17 protein-coding genes are annotated in these 20,648 nt (G+C 58.7%); 15 read left to right on the top strand and 2 right to left on the bottom strand.

Annotated elements, in window-relative coordinates; translation table 11 throughout:
• Positions 1-12 precede the first annotated feature (12 nt).
• The 11 genes from HDF16_RS07610 to HDF16_RS07560 all read left to right on the top strand — a co-directional run bounded on the left by HDF16_RS07610 (position 13) and on the right by HDF16_RS07560 (position 14,293).
• Entirely contained in the window at positions 13-1,380 is a 1,368-nt protein-coding gene (locus tag HDF16_RS07610) for a DUF1552 domain-containing protein (protein WP_184215125.1), read from the top strand.
• 54 nt (positions 1,381-1,434) lie between these two features.
• Positions 1,435-3,300, top strand: coding sequence for an ankyrin repeat domain-containing protein (locus HDF16_RS07605; RefSeq protein WP_184215122.1), 1,866 nt, complete (start codon positions 1,435-1,437; stop codon positions 3,298-3,300).
• 63 nt (positions 3,301-3,363) lie between these two features.
• The gene (hutI, locus tag HDF16_RS07600; protein ID WP_184215119.1) at positions 3,364-4,644 is read left to right on the top strand and encodes an imidazolonepropionase; all 1,281 of its coding nucleotides are present in this window, start codon (positions 3,364-3,366) and stop codon (positions 4,642-4,644) included.
• Positions 4,645-4,646: 2 nt separating this feature from the next.
• A complete protein-coding gene (gene argE / locus HDF16_RS07595) occupies positions 4,647-5,780 on the top strand; it encodes an acetylornithine deacetylase (RefSeq protein ID WP_184215116.1) in 1,134 nt (377 codons plus the stop codon).
• 45 nt (positions 5,781-5,825) lie between these two features.
• Positions 5,826-7,214 carry a formimidoylglutamate deiminase gene (locus HDF16_RS07590; protein WP_184215114.1) on the top strand — a complete coding sequence of 463 codons (1,389 nt, stop codon included), beginning with the start codon at positions 5,826-5,828 and terminating at the stop codon, positions 7,212-7,214.
• Between the two features lie 134 nt (positions 7,215-7,348).
• Complete coding sequence (gene hutH / locus HDF16_RS07585; protein WP_184215111.1) at positions 7,349-8,866, top strand: histidine ammonia-lyase; 1,518 nt, start codon at positions 7,349-7,351, stop codon at positions 8,864-8,866.
• Positions 8,867-8,998: 132 nt separating this feature from the next.
• Positions 8,999-9,901, top strand: a complete 903-nt coding sequence (locus HDF16_RS07580; RefSeq protein WP_184215108.1) for a sulfite exporter TauE/SafE family protein — start codon at positions 8,999-9,001, stop codon at positions 9,899-9,901.
• A gap of 43 nt (positions 9,902-9,944) precedes the next feature.
• Positions 9,945-11,078, top strand: a complete 1,134-nt coding sequence (gene hisC / locus HDF16_RS07575) for a histidinol-phosphate transaminase (protein WP_221312590.1) — start codon at positions 9,945-9,947, stop codon at positions 11,076-11,078.
• Between the two features lie 57 nt (positions 11,079-11,135).
• The gene (hutU, locus tag HDF16_RS07570) at positions 11,136-12,875 is read left to right on the top strand and encodes a urocanate hydratase (protein WP_184215105.1); all 1,740 of its coding nucleotides are present in this window, start codon (positions 11,136-11,138) and stop codon (positions 12,873-12,875) included.
• Between the two features lie 7 nt (positions 12,876-12,882).
• Positions 12,883-13,476 (top strand): HutD/Ves family protein, encoded by a 594-nt coding sequence (locus tag HDF16_RS07565; protein ID WP_184215102.1) that lies wholly within the window; start codon positions 12,883-12,885, stop codon positions 13,474-13,476.
• A gap of 334 nt (positions 13,477-13,810) precedes the next feature.
• Entirely contained in the window at positions 13,811-14,293 is a 483-nt protein-coding gene (locus HDF16_RS07560) for an Lrp/AsnC family transcriptional regulator (RefSeq protein ID WP_184215101.1), read from the top strand.
• A gap of 14 nt (positions 14,294-14,307) precedes the next feature.
• Here HDF16_RS07560 and HDF16_RS07555 read toward each other — a convergent pair whose 3' ends face one another.
• Positions 14,308-15,573, bottom strand: coding sequence for a Gfo/Idh/MocA family protein (locus tag HDF16_RS07555; protein ID WP_184215099.1), 1,266 nt, complete (start codon positions 15,571-15,573; stop codon positions 14,308-14,310).
• Between the two features lie 3 nt (positions 15,574-15,576).
• Positions 15,577-16,632, bottom strand: coding sequence for an FAD:protein FMN transferase (locus tag HDF16_RS07550; RefSeq protein WP_246408847.1), 1,056 nt, complete (start codon positions 16,630-16,632; stop codon positions 15,577-15,579).
• A gap of 142 nt (positions 16,633-16,774) precedes the next feature.
• On the opposite strand from HDF16_RS07550, the gene HDF16_RS07545 reads away from it, so the two are divergent.
• From HDF16_RS07545 to HDF16_RS07530, 4 genes are all read left to right on the top strand, one after another.
• Positions 16,775-17,779, top strand: a complete 1,005-nt coding sequence (locus HDF16_RS07545) for a cytochrome D1 domain-containing protein (RefSeq protein WP_184215097.1) — start codon at positions 16,775-16,777, stop codon at positions 17,777-17,779.
• Positions 17,780-17,863: 84 nt separating this feature from the next.
• The gene (locus tag HDF16_RS07540) at positions 17,864-19,183 is read left to right on the top strand and encodes a Gfo/Idh/MocA family protein (protein ID WP_184215095.1); all 1,320 of its coding nucleotides are present in this window, start codon (positions 17,864-17,866) and stop codon (positions 19,181-19,183) included.
• Between the two features lie 38 nt (positions 19,184-19,221).
• Positions 19,222-20,097, top strand: coding sequence for a sugar phosphate isomerase/epimerase family protein (locus HDF16_RS07535; RefSeq protein ID WP_184215093.1), 876 nt, complete (start codon positions 19,222-19,224; stop codon positions 20,095-20,097).
• Between the two features lie 34 nt (positions 20,098-20,131).
• The gene (locus HDF16_RS07530; protein WP_184215091.1) at positions 20,132-20,587 is read left to right on the top strand and encodes a cupin domain-containing protein; all 456 of its coding nucleotides are present in this window, start codon (positions 20,132-20,134) and stop codon (positions 20,585-20,587) included.
• The last annotated feature ends 61 nt before the right edge of the window (positions 20,588-20,648 follow it).

The following is a 20,648-nucleotide window of genomic DNA, read 5'->3' as shown; positions in this document are numbered from 1 at the left end:
AAGGGAGCGTTCATGTATCTCACAAAACGGCATCTATCTCGCAGGACAATGTTGCGCAGCATGGGAGCGACGGTGTGTCTCCCCCTACTGGACGCAATGGTTCCCGCGCGCACGGCGCTTGCCGATACTGCCGCTCGCCCCACGTCGCGACTTACCTGCATCGAGATGGTGCACGGCGCCGCTGGCAGCACGATGGACGGCACCAACAAGCACTACTGGTCGCCTGCGGGCGAAGGCTCGAACTTCGAGATGTCCGACACATTGAGCCCGCTGGCAAACTATCGCGACTACATGACGATCGTGACTGGAACGGACCTACGTCCGGCGATGGCTTCGACACCTGAGGAAGAGGGCGCGGACCACATGCGCTCCTCCGCAGCGTACCTGACCGCCGCACACCCGAAGATGACCGAAGGCGCCGACATCTACAACGGCACCTCGATCGATCAGCTCTATGCGAAGCGCTTCGGGCAGGACACGCCATTGCCTTCGTTGCAGCTCTGCATCGAGAGCGCGGACGCATCAGGCGCGTGCGATTACGGCTATGCCTGCGTCTACTCGGACACGATCAGCTGGGCCAACCCCACGACTCCGCTGCCAATGACCATGGACCCGCGCATGGCCTTCGAGACGCTCTTCGGTGATGGCTCGACCCCCGGCGAACGCTTGCAGCGGCAGAAGGTCAACGCCAGTATTCTCGACTGGATCGGTAGCGATGTGCAGAGCCTGCAGAAGAACCTTGGCTCGGCCGACCGCAGCCGCATGAATGATTATCTCGAAAATGTTCGCGAGATTGAGCGCCGCATTCAGCACATCGAGAAGTACAACGCCAGTGGTGAGTCACGGTCGCTGCCCTCGGCTCCGCTTGGCGTTCCCGATAGCTATGCCGAGCATGTGAAGTTGATGTTCGATCTCCAGGTGCTTGCTTTCATGACGGACGTGACCCGCGTCAGCACGTTCAAGATGAGCCGCGACGTCTGCATGCGCGTCTTCGCGGAGAGTGGCGTCACCACGCCGTTCCATAGCTGTTCGCACCACGGTGAGACACCCGCGCATGTGGCTGAGTTCGCGAAGATCAACAAGTACCACGTCAGCCTGCTCAGCTATTACTTCGAGAAGTTGAAGAGCACTCCTGATGGAGATGGCAGTTTGCTGGACCATTCGCTTACCTTGTACGGCAGCCCGATGGGTGACTCAAACGTGCATAACCACAAGCGCCTGCCGCTCTTCCTGATGGGCAAGGGTGGAGGCGTTCGCGGCAACAATCACGTCAAGGTGGCCGACGAGACTCCGATGGCCAACGTGCTGCTGACGATGATGAACAAGCTTGGCATGAACCTGGACCACCTGGGCGACAGCACGGGCGTCATCAACATCTAGCCAGCAGTCTGAAGTGCGCATGGACAGCAAGCCGATGCGCGGAGGAGGTATCCGATGATTCAGCGGAGATTCAATCTTGCAACCCCGATGCTCGCGCTTCTGCTGGCCCCTGCTAGCCTTGCAGCGGACACCGCGGCGCAGCCGGATATCCGGTTGCCCGAGGCCGTCAAGAGTGGGGATGCACTTCAAGTGAAGAAGCTGCTGCGTGCGCATGTTGCCGTCGATAGCCCTGAAGGCGATGGCACGACCGCGCTGCACTGGGCTGTGACCACGGACAACCTAGCGCTTGCGGAGCTTCTGCTCGCGTCTCACGCGAACGTAGATGCTGAGACGCGGCTTGCCGGACTTACGCCGTTGCACCTCGCTGCGCAGAGTGGGAATGCTCCAATGGTTGAGTTGCTCGTCAAGCATGGAGTGCTGGTCAATAAGGCCAATGGACACGGCACGACTCCGCTGATGATGGCTGCGGCTTCGGGAAGCGCCGCTGCCGTTACCGCGTTGGTCGAGCATGGCGCGGACGTCAACCTGCGCGAGCATGTTCATGAGCAGACAGCGCTGATGTTTGCCGCGAATCTCGACCGCGCTGACGCGATCAAGGTGTTGATCGCACATGGAGCCGATCCGAACGCGTCCTCGAAGGTCGTCGAGATTCCGAAGATCAACTTCCGCGAAATGAAGGCGGAAGGGAAGAAGACGGACGGAAAGACCGAGAAGGCCAGCGATAGTGTCGCGAGCAAAGAGGAAGACACAGGCAAGGTCAGCAAGAAGGAAGCGACGGCCAGGGCAGAGGGTATCCGCGCCGATGCTACCAAGCCGGACTACAAAGAACCGCCGGTTGAAAAGTCTGCCGCCATAGCTAAATCTGACGGCGCCAAGCCTGGAGCAGCCAAGGCCGACGCGCCGAAGGAAGATGAATTGATCGCCGCCTACCGCAAGGCAGCAGCCGAACGTAATGCCAAGGTGATGGGTGGCATGACTCCGCTGCTCTACGCCGCGCGCGAAGGCAATCTTGCCGCAGCGACGGCGCTGCTCGATGGCGGAGCGAAGATCGATGAAGTGAGCGGCAGTGAGCACTCTACGCCGCTGGTGCTGGCGATCGCGAATGGACACTACGATTTTGCGAAGCTGATGATCGATCGCGGCGCGAATGTGAATCTTGCAAATGACATGGGTGTCGCTCCGCTGTATGCGACCATCGACGTTCGCTGGCCTCCGCACGAGTGGTCCGCAGAGCCGATTGTCGATCAGGAGAAGACCGATTACCTCACGCTGATGAAGCTGCTGCTGGCGAAGGGCGCAAATCCAAATGCGCAGATCAAGAAGCAGGTCTGGTCGCGCATTTTGAGCGAGAACCGCAACTGGATCGATCCCACTGGATCAACGCCCTTCTGGCGCGCAGCGCAGGCGGATGATGTGAAGGCGATGGAAGTTCTAAAGGCTGGCGGCGCTGACCCAAAGATGCCCTCGAAAATTGGCACGACGCCGTTGATGGTCGCGGCCGGGCTGGGCTGGTCTGCAAACTACAGTACGACTTCGCCCACGCGTCTTGCGGCGATCGAATACTGCATGAGTCAGGGTGCGGACGTGAATGCGAAGGACATTCTCGGCTACACGCCGTTGCATGGGGCGGCATTCGTTGGCGATCTGAAGAACATCCAGTATCTTGTCGATCATGGCGCGAAGATCGATGCGAAGACCAAGGCCGGTGACACCGTGGCCGACCTCGCCAATGGGCCGTTTGAGAAGTCGCTTCCCAACCCGGAAGCTGTCACTCTGCTGGTAAAACTCGGATCGGTCAATTCGAATAACTGCCGCTCCAGCGATTGCGTGCCTCCCGTGAAAGAAGATAAGAAGCCTGTCGTGGCCGAAGTAAAGGACCCTAAGAAGCCTGCGGCAGGCAAAGCTTCTTCGGACAGGTAAGATTCAAGTGCGCGCAGGAACCAGGTTCAGGCAGCAGTGCCGAGCCTGCCGCCCGGAGATTGTGTGAGCTTCAGCAAAGATTCATCGGCCCCGCAAGGTCCATCAACATCGATCGTCGTGAACTGCGGACAGCTCGTCACGGTCGCAGGCCCTTCACGAGCGCGAACCGGCGCTGAGTTGCTGGACCTCGGCATCCGCAACGATGCGGCGATGCTGATTGTGGACGGCCGCATCGCAGCTGTCGACAGCTACGCGGAGATCAGGGCGGTCGCTCCGGCTGATGCGGAGATCATCAACGCGCAAGGCCGCACCGTCATGCCGGGCTTCGTCGATGCGCATACGCATCTGCTCTTCGGCGGTAATCGTCTTGGCGACTTCGAACAACGTATCGCGGGCCGGACGTATCAGGAGATCGCAGCCGCGGGTGGGGGGATCGCGTCCACTCTCGGCAACACACGCAAGGCATCGGAAGAGGATCTCGTCGCAATAGGACAGCGCCACGCGGAGTGGTTTCTTCGCGGCGGCACTACGACCATCGAGGCGAAGTCTGGTTACGGGCTTTCCGTTGAATCGGAGTTGAAGATATTGCGTGCGCTGCGAACGTTGCAACAGCAGGTGCCGATGAAGATCGTGCCTACGCTGCTTGCCGCGCACACGATTCCACCGGAGTTCCGTGCTGATCGTGACGCGTATATTGCGCTGATCACGAAGCAGATCATACCCGCTGTGTGCGAAGAGAAGCTTGCACGCTACTGCGATATCTTCTGCGACGATCACGCCTTCACTGTCGCTGAGGCGCGCCCGCTCCTCGAACACGCGAAACGGAGCGGCCTTGAGCTTCGCATGCACGTAGAGCAGTTCCGCTCCGATGGCGGAGCGAAGCTTGCGGCTGAGCTTGGCGCGGCAACTGCTGACCATCTTGAGTGCATGGCTGTTGACGATATGCCCGCGCTGAAAGACGCCGGTGTACAGCCTGTTCTGCTGCCCGCGTCGGTCTTCGCGCTTGGCCGTACGGAGTATCCGAACGCTCGAGCGATGATCGAAGCGGGGCTTGCGCCGGTGATCGCAACGGACTTCAACCCTGGTTCATCGCCGACTGCTTCGATGCCCTTCATCATCTCGCTTGCCGCTCTTTATATGAAGATGCTCCCTGCGGAGTCGGTGGTCGCATCAACCATCAACGCTGCGGCAAGCCTGAATCTGGCGCATGAGATCGGCTCACTGGAAGTTGGCAAGAAGGCCGACTTCGTCATCCACGAGTTTGATGACTATCGCGAGCTTGCGTACTTTATCGCTACGCCTTCGAGACCTCGCGTCTTCGTCTCTGGACAGGAGGTTTGCTAGCTGTGCTCGCGACCTCTGAGATATTGCGCGCCTTGGTCGGCATTGAAAGCGTTTCTTCGCTTTCGAATGGCCCGTTACTTGATGCGATTCAATCGCTGCTCGAACCGCATGGGTGGTTTATTCAACGCTTCCCTTACATCGCTGCCGACGGTGTTGAGAAGGCTAACCTTCTCGCGGTTCCCAGCCAGTTCAAGGACTCGCTGCCTGATGTGGAGCTATTCTTTGTTTGCCACACCGACACCGTGCCTTTTCGTAGCGAATGGACGGATGCCACGGTTCTCACGGAGAAGGGCGGCTTCCTGCATGGAAATGGATCGTGCGATGTTAAAGGCTCGCTTGCCGCGTTAATCTCCGCTGCGCTTCAAGTCGATACAACGTCTATCAAGAGACCCGTGGCCTTTGCCTTTACCGCGGAAGAAGAGATCGGCTGCATCGGCGCTACAAAGCTCGCTGCAAGCGGAGCTATCCGGCCGCGCTATGTCATCGTCTGCGAGCCTACATCGCTACGTCCCGCGACGGCGGGCAAAGGCTATGCGCTTGCGGAAGTGAACGTGCGTGGACGTGAAGCGCACAGTGCCTTCCCGTATCGCGGAGCCTCCGCGATCAACGCAGCAGCAGGCCTCATCGTCAGGCTGGAGCAGATGCAGCGGCAGGCGAACGAGCAAGGCGACGACCGCTTCACGCCACCAGTGACGACGTTCAACGTTGGCGTCCTCAAAGGTGGAACGGCCAAGAATATCGTTGCCGGTGCTTGCAGCTTCCTTGTCGAATGGCGACCACTGCCTAGCGAAGATCCCCAGCTTGGTGGCAGCATACTGAACGACCTCGCTAGAGCCACCTCCTTCGACCATCCCAACTGCGAGATCGAAATAAACGTCCTGCGCGCCGACTCGGGTTTCTCGAATCCTGCTGGAGACCTGCTTGGAGCAAAGCTGTGCAGCCTGTTAAACCGCGCAGAGACCGGGATCTCCTTCGGCTCAGAAGCCACTCGCTTCGCTTCTCTCGCTGAGGAAACTGTCGTTGTTGGTCCAGGCGATATGGAGACGGCGCACAGCGAGCGCGAACGCGTGCCCATAGACGAACTTGAAGAGTGGACCAACATCATCAAACATCTGCTGCTGAACGGTCTTAGCTAATCGTCATCACGAATCACGCAAAACACCTTGAAAGCGAGCAATAAGATGCCAACACTTTATCTCCCAGAACTTCTCTACATGGAAGGCGCATTCCATGCAGGTATGGGGCTGCTCGTTGGAGGCGATGGTGTAATTCTGAACATCGGCGCGGACCTGGAGGCGAACGGTGCAAAAAACGTCAGGATGCCGGGCAAGGCGATGCTGCCGGGGCTTGTCAATGGTCACTCGCACACGTTTCAGCGGCTCATTCGTGGTGTTGCGGAACACTGCGGAGCCAACGGGGATGACTTCTGGGCGTGGCGCAATACGATGTATCGTGCTGCTTCGCAGCTTACTCCCGAAGAGCTTTATGATGTTGCGCGGATGGCATTCCTCGAGATGGCGCTTACAGGCATCACAGCAGTAGGCGAGTTCCACTATCTTCATCGCCAGCCTGATGGCACGGCTTACGACGATCCGAATCTTCTCTCGATGGCGGTGATTGAAGCAGCGCGTTCCGTTGGTCTTCGCATCTGTCTGCTGCGCGTCGCTTATTCGCGCGCAGGTTATCAACTGCCGCCGAACCCGGGGCAGGCGCGGTTTTACGAGACGAACGTCGAATACCTCAATAGCATGGAGCGGCTTGCCGCAGACCTCCAGGGCCTGGATCCGACCGTTACGTTTGGGGTAGCTCCACATAGCATTCGCGCCGTTACGCTCGATGAAGTGAGGAAGATCAGCGAGTGGGCGGAGATGCGCGGCTTGCCTATTCACATGCACATGGCCGAGCAGGCTGCGGAGTTGGCCGCGTGCGTGCGTGAGTATGGGTACACGCCGATCAAGCTGATGGTGGAGAACAATCTGCTCTCAAGCAACACCACGCTGGTCCATGCGATCCATGTGACGGTGGAAGAGATCGCGCATCTGGCGTGCGCGGGTGCGACCATATGTTCCTGTCCGACGACCGAACGTAATCTTGGCGACGGCATCATCGATGCGGATCAAGCATGTGGCGCGGGCGTACCGTTCTCTTTCGGTACGGATAGCCAGGCAAATATCAATCTGCTCGAAGATGCACGTGAGCTTGACTATCACCTTCGCTTGAAGCGGGAACGCCGCGTGTTGCTTGATGGAATCAACGGGGAGGAGATCTCGCAGCGCCTCTTCGGCTATGCGACGACCGGGGGCGCGAAGAGTCTTAGGATGAACACGGGTGAACTCAAGATCAGTAACCCTGCGGACTTTTTCACGCTTGATCTAAACGATGTTTCGATCGCTGGGGCGGCCCCGAAGGAGTTGCTCTCAACCATCGTGTTTGGTTCAGAGAGGACTGCTGTTAGCGATGTCGTGAGCAACGGGCGCGTTCTGGTTTCAAACAGGCAAAGCGCACTGACCGAAGAAATTGTGACACGTTACACCGCAGTTGCTCGTCGCCTGTCTTCGTTGCCAGCGTAAGTTCGGAGCTGATCGATTTTGGCAGGGGATCCGCCGGTTCAGAGCGGTTAAAAGCAGGCAATCAAGCCGTAGCAAGCAAAAGTGTCGTTGATTCCCCATTCACCGGGATAGCTATTTTTACGTAGGATGAAACTATGATCCAGTTAGATGGAATGAGCTTCAGCGTTGATGAAGTTGTTGCAATTGCCTATGGTCGCGACCAGGTTTCGATTGCGCCCTCCGCCCTTGAGCGCATGTCGATTTCGCGTCGCTTCGTGGAAGAAGCGATGCTGAGCACGCAGCCGGTGTATGCGTTGAACACAGGCGTTGGTCTGCTTGCGAACATTGCGCTGGGTCATGCAGAGATTGAAGAGATGCAGATCAACCTTGTGCGCTCGCACTGCTGCGGTGTGGGCGAGCCGCTGGCGCGCGAGGTGGTTCGCGGCCTGATGGCGATCAGAGCGAATGTGCTGGCCAAGGGCGTTTCGGGCATCCGGCCGGTCATCGCGGAGAGAATCTGCGACCTGCTGAACTGCGGCGTTACGCCGGTGATTCCATCGCGCGGGAGCGTTGGCGCGAGCGGCGACCTTGCGCCACTGGCGCACATGGCGTTGGCCCTGATCGGCGAAGGTGATGCCGAGTATGAAGGCAAGGTTCGTCCCGCATCGGAGTGCCTCGTGCTAGCGGGTCTCGAGCCATTGCAGCTTCAGGCAAAGGAAGGCATCTCGTTGCTGAACGGCACGCAGGCGATGCTTTCGATCGGCTGCCTGCAGTTGAAGGAGATTGAGACGCTGTTTGTTGCCGCGCAGACATCCGCCGCCATCACGATGGAGGCGCTGCGCGGAACTCCGGTCCCCTTCGATGCTCGCCTGCACAAGGTTCGACCGCATCCCGGTCAGTTGCACAGCGCGGAGCACATGCGGTCTCTGCTGGCCGATAGCCCCATTCCGCGCACGCAGGGTGTGAATCGCAAGATTCAGGACGCTTACTGTCTCCGCTGCATTCCCCAGGTACATGGGGCCGCGTGGGACACGTTGCGAGAGGCTCGCCGAGTCTTCGAGATTGAGTTGAACAGCGCTACCGACAATCCGCTCGTCTTCGAGGAAGACATCCTCTCCGGCGGCAACTTCCATGGCGCTCCGCTTGCGCTGAACCTCGACTACCTTGCGATCGCGATCTGCCAGATTGCTGGCATCTCCGAGCGCCGCACCGAGCGCCTGCTGAATCCGACGCTGAACGAAGGGCTTCCAGCATTCCTCGCATCGGCCCCGGGCATCGAGTCTGGGCTGATGATCGCGCAGGTTACTGCGGCTGGTCTCTACGCGGAGATGCGCGTGCTTGCTACTCCTGCGTCGACTGGGTCACTGCCCACCAGCGGCAACCAGGAAGACTTCGTCAGCATGGGCATGACCTCCGCGCTGAAGCTGGAGCAGTCGGTCAAGCTGGCTCGCATGATCGTCGCGATTGAGTTGATGGCGGCAACGCGCGCACTCGACTTCCGCGAAGAAAGCGAGACCACTCCTGTTCTGCAGGAGGCGATACGCCGGTTCCGTGAGTATGTCCCCGCGTGGTCCAAGGACTGCGTTCTTTCGACGCGCATGACTGGAGCGGAGAAGTTCATCGCCTCGGGATCATTGAACAATATCGAGGTACAGGCTTCGGTCGCTGCATGAAGCCGTTGAGGAATTGTTCCCGCAGGCGCTAGACTTGCAATAAGCCCACAGAAATCGCTCGGTCACGCTCCGTCAAGGAGACCGCGTCGGGTCACCGCAATCTTTTTCGAAAGAAACGAGGCTTTGGCGATCATGACGATCAAGCAACTGCTCTTTATCGCTCTTGCCCTCTGTACCGTGGTGTTCTGTGTTCTTTGGTATCAAGAGGCGCGACGGAAGCAGTCGCTCCGTTGGCCGGGACTGCGCGAATGCGGCATTGGTCTGTTCACGCTCTTTCTCGACACGCTTGGTATTGGAGCCTTTGCGACTACGACTGCACTGTATCGTGTGTGGAACCTCGTCGCGGATGAGGACCTGCCCGGCACGCTGAATATTGGCATTACGATCCCGGCCGTCGCGCAGGGATACATCTACATGTCGGTGGTCGATGTTGACCCGAAGACATTGACCTTGATGATCATTGCAGCCGCTGCCGGTGCGTGGTTTGGAGCGGGAATTGTTTCCCGCTGGCCGCGCCGCAAGATCCAGATCGGCATGGGCACAACGCTGTTTGTCACGGCTGGCTTTTTGCTCTGCAGGCAGTTTGACCTGTTGCCACTGGGCGGGGAACTGCTCGGACTCGACGGGCCGCGCCTGTTGATCGCCGTCGCTGCGAACCTGCTGCTTGGCGCGCTGATGACGCTGGGTATTGGATTCTTCGCGCCGTGCATGATGGTCGTGTACATGCTGGGCATGAGCCCGCGCGCGGCGTTTCCCATCATGATGGGCTCGTGCGCTTTTCTTGGCACGGTGGGTAGCATTCGCTTCATTCGCCAGAGCCGCTACAACTGGCGCGCGGCCATTGGCATGACGATCGGTGGTCTGCCCGGCGTATTGCTTGCCGCGTACTTCGTCCGTTCGCTACCGCTCTACGGTCTACGTTGGCTGGTCTTCTGCGTGATGATCTATACCGGCTTCAACATGCTTCGCGCCGCCAGCAGGGAACGTGCGCAAACGCTCAATAAGGAAGTGCAGCCAAGCGTCGCAGAGGCGTAGTGATTGCCTGTCGACCGATGCGTAATTTATTCAGGAGAAGCCTGTGACCACGGGAACGCTGAACGAACTGAAGCCCTTTCTGGGCGCGACTCGCGCGGCGATTCGTGAGCTGCCGCTTTATAACTCGGGCCTCTCCATCGACTACGTTCGCAAGCACTACGGCGTTGAGAAGATCGCCAAGCTTGGCAGCAACGAGAACCCTTATGGGCCCAGCCCGAAGGTGATCGCTGCAGTCGCTAGTGCAGCGGCTGAGATTGGTCTTTATCCTGACGCCTCCTGTGACTCGCTGCGTGCTGTGCTCGCCGGCTATCTACAGGTTGCGCCGGAGCAGCTGATCTTTGGCAATGGCTCTGAGGACCTTATCTCCGTCGCGGTCCACACGTTTCTATCTCCCGGAGATCAGGTCGTTACGTTCGCTCCTTCGTTTGGATTGCATGTGATCTGGCCGCAGTCTGTCGGGGCAGACGTTGCGACCGTATCGATCGGTGTAGATTACAAAATGGACGTGGACGAGGTGATGGCGGCGCTTACGCCCGGCGTCCGCATGCTGCTCTTCGGCAATCCATCGAACCCGGCTGGCACGTCGATTAGTGCCGAAGATTTGCGCAGCATTTTGAATCACCTTACGCCGGAGACGCTTGTGTTGTTCGATGAAGCCTATCTCGAATATGCGATGGCCGATCCGTCCTATCCTGACTTTCACTCGATTCTCGCTGAGTTCAATATTCCGTGGCTGATGCTTCGGACCTTCTCTAAGGCGTATGGTCTCGCGGGGCTTCGCATCGGATACGCGATCGCCTCGGACCCTGAGATTATCCAGTTGATGGACCGAGTTCGCGCGCCCTTCAATGTGAATCGGCTGGCGCAGATCGGTGCGATTGCAGCGCTTGAAGATCGAGGCTACGTGGACAGCGTTGTGACACGCACGGTTGCAGAGCGTGAGCGTATGCGCGCCGAGCTCGAGTTGATGGGCGATACCGCCGCGCCTTCGCTCACGAACTTTCTTTTTCTCGATGCTCGCACCAATGCCTCCGAGATAGCGCGGCGTTTGTTGCCTGGCGGGGTCATCGTAAAGCCGTGGATGGAACCTGCATTCAACACGCACATCCGTGTCAGTGTTGGATCGCGTGAGGCGAATGATCAGTTTCTTGCAGCATGGAAGGCGCTTGCGCGTTGAGCTTGTTCGCTGTCCCGGCCATTACTTATTTATTCAGAAGTACGTGAGGATTTAGCCATGTCATCTACCGTCATCGAGACTCCAGCCGAGCAGGCCATCACTAACCGCTTCGATCCTTCGCGCCAGATCCGCGCACCGCGTGGCGCCGAGATTACCTGCAAGAACTGGCTGAGTGAGGCCGCCTATCGCATGATTCAGAACAATCTGGACAGCGAGGTGGCGGAGGCTCCGGAGAGCCTTGTGGTGTACGGCGGCATTGGCCGCGCTGCGCGTAACTGGGAGTGCTTCGACGAGATCCTCAATTGCCTGCGGAAGCTTGAGGCCAATGAGACGCTGCTGGTGCAATCAGGCAAGCCTGTCGGCGTCTTCGAGACGCATCCCAACGCGCCACGCGTGTTGATCGCGAACTCGAACCTTGTGCCAGCGTGGGCGACGTGGGCGAAGTTCCACGAGCTCGATCGCAAGGGTCTGATGATGTACGGCCAGATGACTGCGGGAAGCTGGATCTACATTGGCTCGCAGGGCATAGTACAGGGGACTTACGAGACGTTTGCAGAGGCAGGACGGCAGCACTACGGTGGCGATCTGCGCGGGCGCTGGATTCTTACTGCTGGGCTTGGAGGCATGGGCGGAGCTCAGCCTCTTGCTGCGACGTTTGCCCATGCGTGTTCGTTGAACATCGAATGCCAGCAGTCACGCATCGACTTCCGTCTACGCTCGCGTTATCTCGACAAGCAGGCTCGGGACCTCGATCATGCGCTTGAGCTGATTCAGTACCACTGCGAGCGCAAAGAGGCCGTGTCCATTGGACTTTTGGGCAACGCGGCGGAGATGCTGCCGGAGCTTGTTCGCCGCGCACAGGCTGGTGGGCCGCGGCCTGATCTTGTTACCGATCAGACCTCGGCACATGATCTTATCAACGGTTACTTGCCCGTCGGATGGACGGTGGAGCAGTGGAAGAATGCTGCCAAGGATTCTTCGCAACATGCAGCGCTTCGCGATGCAGCGGCAGAGGGCTGCGCCGCGCATGTGAGCGCGATGCTTGCCTTCCATGAGATGGGTGTTCCCACGGTCGATTACGGCAACAACATTCGGCAGGTTGCGCTTGAAGCAGGCGTTAAGAACGCCTTTGATTTTCCGGGCTTCGTGCCTGCGTATATTCGTCCGCTGTTCTGTGAGGGCAAAGGGCCTTTCCGCTGGGTGGCGCTCTCGGGCGATCCGGAAGATATCTATAAGACCGACGCGAAGATCAAGGAGATCTTTCCGGAAGAAGATCACGTTCATCGCTGGCTCGACATGGCGCGCGAACGCATTGCTTTTCAGGGACTTCCTTCGCGAATCTGCTGGCTGGGCCTGGGGCAGCGTCATCTTGCAGGGCTTGCGTTCAATGAGATGGTGCGCAATGGCGAACTGAAGGCTCCGATTGTGATTGGCCGCGATCACCTTGATACGGGGTCGGTGGCAAGCCCCAATCGGGAGACGGAGTCGATGCTCGATGGCTCCGATGCCGTGTCGGATTGGCCGCTGCTCAATGCCATGCTGAACACCGCGGGTGGAGCGACGTGGGTGAGCCTGCATCACGGCGGCGGTGTGGGCATGGGATATTCGCAGCACTCCGGCGTCGTCATCGTTGCCGATGGCACCGCCGATGCCGATGCACGGCTGAAGCGCGTGCTCTTCAACGATCCCGCGACTGGTGTGATGCGGCACGCGGACGCGGGCTATGCGCTGGCGGAAGAGACTGCGCGCAAGGCGCACCTGAAGCTGCCGCTGCTTCCGAACAGGCCCGTCGAATAAGGAACTGATGGAGATTCAAGCGCCCATTGCGATTGATAGCGTGGCCTCCATTCCGTGGAAGAACGGTGGAGGTACCACGCGGCAGCTTGCGATGTCACCCGCAGAGGCCGGGGCCAACGACTTCTTATGGCGCCTCAGTATTGCGCAGATCGATGCGCGGGGAGAGTTCTCTGCGTTTCCGGGGATCGATCGCACGATCCTGCTCTGGCAGGGAGACGGCGTGGTTCTTCGCTCACCGGCGTGGCCCGATCATCGACTCGACGAACCGCGCTCTCCTTTCTTCTTTCGTGGTGAAGAAGAGGTTGTATGCGACCTGCTCGGTGGGGCTACGCAGGACTTGAACCTGATGGTGCGGCGCGGCAAGGTCGATGCGACGTTCGAGATCGTCAATGAAACGCGATACTCCGTGCCCGCCTGTGATGACTTCTTCGTCCTCTGTTCATCGGGAAACGCACAGTTCGAAGAGTCGGGTAACGGGCAGGTTGTCGAGATCGGAGCCGGTCATTTTCTGCGGGCTTCGAAGGTCGGTGAAGATCAGGCGTTGGTCATTGCGAATGGCGATGCCTTGCTGGTGGGGATCACCGTTCGGGTGCTGGAGTAGCCGTTGATGCAACGCAAGCTCGGGCTCCGCTGTGTTATAAGAAAATCACGGCCAGATGGGTTTTAGCCATTGATTCAAGTGCTTATAGCCTGGAATTAGCTTGGATCGACCTTCAGATACAGCTTATGCAGGATGTTTGTACTTTGGCTATTTGCAGTGATCGCATACGGTTAAAGCAGACGAACTCTCCGCAGACTTTGCCGCGTCCCTGTTGCACGCGCGAACGTTTCTGCCGCTCCTGCCTCAAGCCAATCGACTCAATTGAATTGCGCCTTACCCCGTGTCGCTTCGCTGATACCCGCTGCACAGCACTCTTTGCCTGGGAGGACTTCAGATGGACAATGGCTCCGTTCTCGACAACATCGGCCGCAAGATCCTGGTCGAACTGCAGAAAGATCCGCGCGCTACCTATGCCGAACTTGGCCGGCGTGTTGGCCTTTCTCCTTCAGCGACGGCGGAACGCGTTCATCGCCTTGAAGAGGCGAAGATCATTCGTGGATACAGGATCGACATCGACCCGGCGGCGCTGGGCTATGCGGTCAAGGCGCATATCCGCATGGTCTGCGATGGTGAGCGCTATCGCCAGTTCACGCAGTTTGTGAAGACGCTTGAAGCGGTGCGTGAGTGCGACCACGTGACCGGAGGCGACGCCCTGATGATGAAGGTGCTGGTGTCGTCCATAGAAGAACTGGAGCAGCTCATCATGAAGCTGCTGAGCTATGGTGTGCCCACAACCAGCCTTGTGCTCTCGCATACGGTCGTGCGCCACGAGTTCAACCTTGAGTTGGAGAAGCCCACGGCGAAGCGTCGCCGCTGATAATCGCTGCGGTGCTACGCCTTTGAGGAGATTGGGATTTCCTTCCGCAATCTGAGTGACTCGTTTGCCTGGATCACTCCAAGTGCAGAGCCTAAACCGACCTTTGCATCGGCAATCGGAGACGTGCCCGTGCGGACGCAGTAGATGAAGGCCCGCGTCGCTGCCGTTGTCGGATCTTCGGCTGTCGATACGTCAACAGGCTTGCCGGGGCCTCGATAGGGCATCTCGTTCGAAGGATTGTAAGACGCACTGGTGACGACACCTTCATCCTTTCCGTTGGCGGCAACTACAGGCTTGGTGATCTTCTTCGGCTCATAGAAGAAGGTTGCATCCTGAAGAGTCAGGTTCAGTGATCCCTTGGTGCCATAGAGCCAAAGTTGATCGCCCATCTTGGCGTTGTCGGTGATCGATGTGAAGATGAAGCGGCGTCCGCCCGAGTAGCTGAGGATCGCCTGCACGTTGTCGTCGGTCTCTCGGCCATCGTGATAGCGGCAGATCGAACCTGACGCCAGGGCGGCTTCGGGATATTCGCCGAAGACCCAGTTGGCGATGTCCATGTGATGTGAGCCAAGCTCCGCGATGAGTCCGAGCGACCACTGGTGATAGAGTCGCCAGTTGATGAGGTGTTCGAGCGATGGATCAGGCACGGGGCGGCGCCAGTCGTTGTTGCGGTGCCAGTAGCCGATGATGTGGGTGACGTCGCCGATCTCTCCCTGCTGGACGCGTTGTACCGCGGCACGGATCCAGGGCGAGTAGCGATACTGGTGGCCGATCTGATAGATGCGCTTGTTCTCGCTGGCTGCGGCTACGATGGCGTTGGCCTGTTCGACGGTGTAGGCCATGACCTTCTCGCCATAGACGTGATGACCACTGGAAAGAGCTGCGACGACGTGCTCTCCGTGGAGGCCCAACGGCGTGGCAACGATGACAGCGTCGAGGTCCTTGCGGTCGAGAAGAGCGCGGTAGTCCTTATGCGGTGCGACCTCGTGTCCGCAGATGCGATTGAGCTGCGCGAATCGGGGCTCGTAGACATCGGCTGCAGCAGCGACGGAGACGCCAGGGACGCGCAGGAAGCTACGGATGAGCTCCTGTCCGCGGCTGCCTGCGCCGATGATTCCCAGGCGAAACGGGGAGCTATCTTTTGCTGGGGCGATCTGACGGGCCGCATCGGTTTCAGCTGCCTCGATGCTCGAGGCTTCGGTGGCAGCATTCAGCACCCCGGTGGAGGCAGATACGGCAAGAGCAGAGAGACTCTGGGTGAATTGACGGCGGCTGATCAAGGTTCAGTTTCCTTTTTCCTGGGAGGGAGATTTCGAAGAGCTATGGTTGGGTGAACACGGTTGGCCCTGCCAGTTTATGGCAATGCAATCGCTGACCGGGGTGGGGCCACGGAAGAGGAGAGCTTCGGTGTTGGGCATAGACGTCAGCAACTGGCGAGAAGCTTCTGGTGGAAGAACGAAGACTACGGTAGAAAGTGCATCGCTGTCGGTCGCGCTTGGGCTGATGACGGTGCTTTGCAGGACGCCTTCCATGGGCCGCAGGGTCTGCGGGTTAAAGATGTGGCAGTAGCGATGGCCGTCCTTGATGAAGAACTTCTGGGTGCAGGCTCCGGAGGAGAGGGATGTGTCCTTGAGCAAGACGGTCGCCGCAGTGATGCCGGTGGATCGCGGGTCTTCTACCTTCACGATCCAGCCGCTTTCTCCGGGTGGGGCTCCGATTGCATAGAGCGTGCTTCCGCCGGCGGAGATAAGCGCTGACTGCACTCCGGCTTCGCGCAGCAGGCGGACGGCGGCGTCCACAGCAAAACCTTTGCCGATGCTTCCGGGATCGAGGTCCATCGCATGATGATTCTTGAAGGAGACGCTACGGTGCTCTTCATCGAGGGTTATCTTCTCGGAACCGATGGAATCGCGTAGGGACTTCAGTTCGGTGTCTAAAGGTACTCGGCCGCCATGCTGATAGAAACCCCAGACACGCAGCAGCGGGCCGACAGTGATGTCAAAGGCTCCGCTGGAGCGCTGGCTCCAGAAAAGGGAACGCTCGAGAAATTGAAAGGTCTCGGGATCAGTGACGACGGGGCCATTCCCGGCATCGCGACTGATTCGGGATAACTCGCTGGATGGCCGGTAGTTACTGAGCAGGTCTTCGAGGCGATCGATCTCGTCGAAGGCGACGTTTGCCTGCTGCTCGGCGGTCGACTGGTCCTTTGCGTAGAGGTCGATGGTGAACTCGGTGCCCATGGCTGCGTGGGAGAGGTGAAACCGCGTCGCGGCCGGGGGAGTCTGGGCCGCAACGAAAACCTGACCCAGAGTCAGCGCAAAAGCGGCGAAACAGGTCAAGATCTGACCTCCGGGGAGGGTCGCGCGCAGAGTCAATGGCATCGGCCTGGCCATGCTTCAAGGCTACGCGCAAAACCAATTTTTGTGGGATATGGTCAGACCACTTCCTTATGGTTGTTTCGTGGTGCTATGCTTTCCGGCCATGTGCAGAACCTCGAGTCTTGCCGTTTTCATCGCAGCGGCCTTCCTCGCTCTTGCGCCGCCCGGGCAGACTCTTCCGGCGGCTGATCACGCGACCTTGCTGGTGGTGAATCAGGGTGACCATAACCTCAGCTTCATCGATCCAGCATCCGGCAAGCAGACACTCGCAGTCGATGTGGGCGGCATCACTGGCCACGAGGTGGTGGCTACTCCGGATGGACGGATGGCGCTCGTGCCGGTCTATGGTGACTCCGGTGTAGGCAAGCCCGGGACTGACGGCCAGCTCGTTACGGTGGTCAATCTCAATCAGCGCAAGGTCTCAGGCACGATTGATTTTGGCCACGGGGTTCGGCCGCACTGCGCTGTCTTTGATAAGCACCGGAACGTGATCTATATTACGACGGAGCTTGATCAAAGCATCAGTATCGTCAATCCGGAGACGCTGAAGATCGTTGGCTCGATCCCGACCGGGCAGGCGCAATCGCACATGCTGGTGCTGTCGCATGATGGGCGTTTCGGCTATACGGCGAATGTGGGGCCCGGTACTGTCTCCGTGCTTGATCTTGCGGCAAAGAAGACGGTTGCGGTGATTCCGATCTCCGGCGAGACGCAGCGGATCTCGATCTCGAACGACGACAAGAAGGTCTTTACCGCCGACCAGAAGAAGCCGCAGCTTGCGGTGATCGATACGGCGAGCAATAAGGTTGCGGGCTGGATTTCTTTGCCTGCGGTTGGATATGGGACCGCGCCGACGCAGGACGGGCGATGGCTGCTGGTGGCTTTGAGGGCTACGCATCAGGTGGCTGTCGTTGACCTGGAAGCTTCAAAAGTAACCCGCACGATTGACGTGCCGGACACGCCTACCGAGATACTCGTGCGGCCCGACGGTAAGGTCGCGTATGTCTCATGCGGCAGCAAGGTGGCCGCAATCGATCTCGGGAGCTGGGCTGTCACCGGACTTATTCAGGCGGGTAAGAACGCGGACGGTCTGGCGTGGGCGCAATGACATTACTTCGGGAGTCCTTCATCCCATAACGCTCGTCTCTACGAGCAAAGAACTAAGGGCAAGGCTAACGATCAGGAGAGCAAGATGATGACACGGCGTGAGTTTCTGGATAAGGCTGCATTGGGGACGGCAGGGCTGGCAATCGCATCGACCGCGAAGAGCTACGGCCAGATTATGGGATCGAACAACCGGTTGAACTTCGCGGTGATCGGGTTAAATGGTCGAGCTTACGCGCATCTTTCGTCGCTCAAGGCAAATAAAGCGAATGCCCGCATCGCTTACGTCTGCGACGTGGAGAGCAACATTCTGAAGAAGTTTGCCGATAGCACGACACAGGAGATGGGTGAGGCTCCGAAGACGGAGAAAGACTTCCGCAACGTCCTCGCGCTGAAAGAGATAGACGCGATCACGATTGCGACGCCCGACCACTGGCATGCTCCGATGGCGATCGCGGGAGTACAGGCGGGCAAGCATGTTTATGTCGAGAAGCCGTGCAGCCACAATCCTGGCGAAGGCGCGATGTTGATCGAAGCGCAGAAGAAGACAGGGAAGCTGGTGCAGATGGGATCGCAGCAGCGCTCCTCACCGCACAGCATCGAGATCGTCGACAAGATTCACAACGGCGCGATTGGGCGAGCTTACTTCGCGAAGGCCTGGTATAGCAACGTGCGGAAGTCCATTGGGACAGGCAAGGAAGTTCCGGTACCAGCGACGCTCGATTGGGACCTGTTCCAGGGGCCGGCTCCACGTCAGGCTTATCGGGATAATGTACAGCCCTACAACTGGCACTGGTTCAAGGTCTGGGGTACGGGCGAATCCCTGAACAACGGTACGCATGAGGTCGATGTCTGCCGCTGGGCGCTGGGCGTCGACTATCCGAAGAGCGTCACCTCGATTGCTGGTCGCTATCAGTTCAAGGATGACTGGCAGTTCTACGACACGATGAGCACAAGCTTCTCCTATGACGACGCGATGATCGCGTGGGAAGGGAAGTGCTGCAACGGGATGAAGTACTACGGACGCGACCGCGGTTCGGCCATCATGGGCACAACCGGCACCGTCGTGTTGGATCGTGATGGATACGAGATCTACGACCTGAAGGGCAAGATGACGAGCGAGTTCAAGGTCGGCAATAAGACTGAATCGGCGGACCTGGTCGGCCGCGATTCGATGACGGACGCACACTTTGCAAACTTCATCGCGGGCATTCAGAAGGGCGAGAAGCTGAAGCAGCCGGTCGCTCAGGGCAACGTTGCGGTGACGATGTTGCAGCTCTCCAATATCGCGTGGGAGACGAAGCGAGAGCTCCACCTGGATCAGACGGATGGCAAGGTGCTGCACGATGCGGAGGCGATGAAGTACTGGGATCGCGAGTATGAAAAGGGCTGGGCGCCCAAGGTCTAGGACATCAACCATCGTTGGTCAGCATTCTTAGGAGAACCATGAAGCCACAGGTTTCGCGTCGCAACTTTCTTCGTACCGCCGCCCTCTCGGGAGCTGCTCTCTCGAGCCCGGCTATCCTCTCTGCAGCTGCAGCGCCCCGTGAAGAGACTGGTAAGCCTTTGCCGCTAAAACTTGGGGTTGCGAGCTACACCTTTCGCGAGTTCAGTCGGGCGCAGATGATCGGGTATTTGAAGCAGATCAATGTCTCTGACCTGAACACGAAGGATACGAAGGATCATCTGCCCATCGATCCCGCGCAGGAGGCGCAAGCGGTCGCCGATTACACCGCCGCGGGCATCAAGCTTCATGCTGCGGGCGCGATCTACTTTCCGAAGGATGAAGACGACGATATCCGCAGCAAGTTTGAGTACTGCAAGCGGGCGGGTATCAAGGTGATCGTTGCCGGCGATCCAAGTCCGGCGAGTCTTCCTCGCGTCGAGAAGTTCGTGAAGGAGTACGACATCCGTATCGCGATCCATAACCATGGCCCCGAAGACAAGCTGTGGCAATCGCCGCTCGACATCCTGAAGCTGATCAAGAATATGGACCCGCGTATCGGATGTTGCATCGACGTAGGCCACACCGCGCGAGCTGGTACCGATGTTGTGGAGGCCATTCACGAGGTCGGGCCGCGTCTCTTCAACATGCACATGAAAGACCTGTCGGATATGAAGGTGAAGGAGAGCCAGGTCGCAGTGGGCGAGGGAAAGATGCCCGTCCGCGAGATCTTCGAGGCGCTGATCGCCACGAAGTACCAGGGCTTCGTGGACCTTGAGTACGAGATCCATGGCGACGACCCGATGCCGGGTGTAATCGCCAGCTTCGCGTACATGCGCGGTGTGCTGGCAGGGCTCGGATACGCAACGCACAGCTGAGCTGAAATAGAAAAGCCGAGAAAGCGGTTTCTCAATGAAGAAGATGGATCGTCGTGAGTTAGGACTTGCGTTATCCGCGTTCGCTGCCCTTGGCGGTATATCGGCGGAGGGCCAGTCGGGAGAGGGCTCGACTCTTGCTCACTCTGAGATCTTTGCTTTCGACAAACTGCCGGTGAACACCGGGAAGAATGGCATGGCTTCACGGTCGGTGATACGCGGTACGCTGGCCACGGGCGAATACATCGAAGTCCACGAGACGATGCTGCCTCCCGGCGAGATGCCTCATCCTCCGCACCGTCATACGCACTCTGAACTGCTGCTGATTCGCGAGGGCAGGCTGGAGGTGACAAGCGATGGCCAACATGGCTATGTCGAACCCGGCGGCGTGATCTTCACCGCGTCCGGCGTCCTACATGGATTGAAAAACGTGGGAAGTGTTCCGGCCAATTATTTTGTTGTCGCCGTGGGTTTGCAGAAAGTAATCGATTAGGTAGTGTCTCTCGCGGTCAAGTGAGGGTGACGAGCAAGGACCTTCCAGAGACAAACGCTTG

It is taken from the genome of Granulicella aggregans (assembly GCF_014203275.1).
GTDB lineage: Bacteria > Acidobacteriota > Terriglobia > Terriglobales > Acidobacteriaceae > Edaphobacter.
Note: the sequence above shows the minus strand (reverse complement) of the source record. Positions and strands in the feature narration are given on the sequence as shown.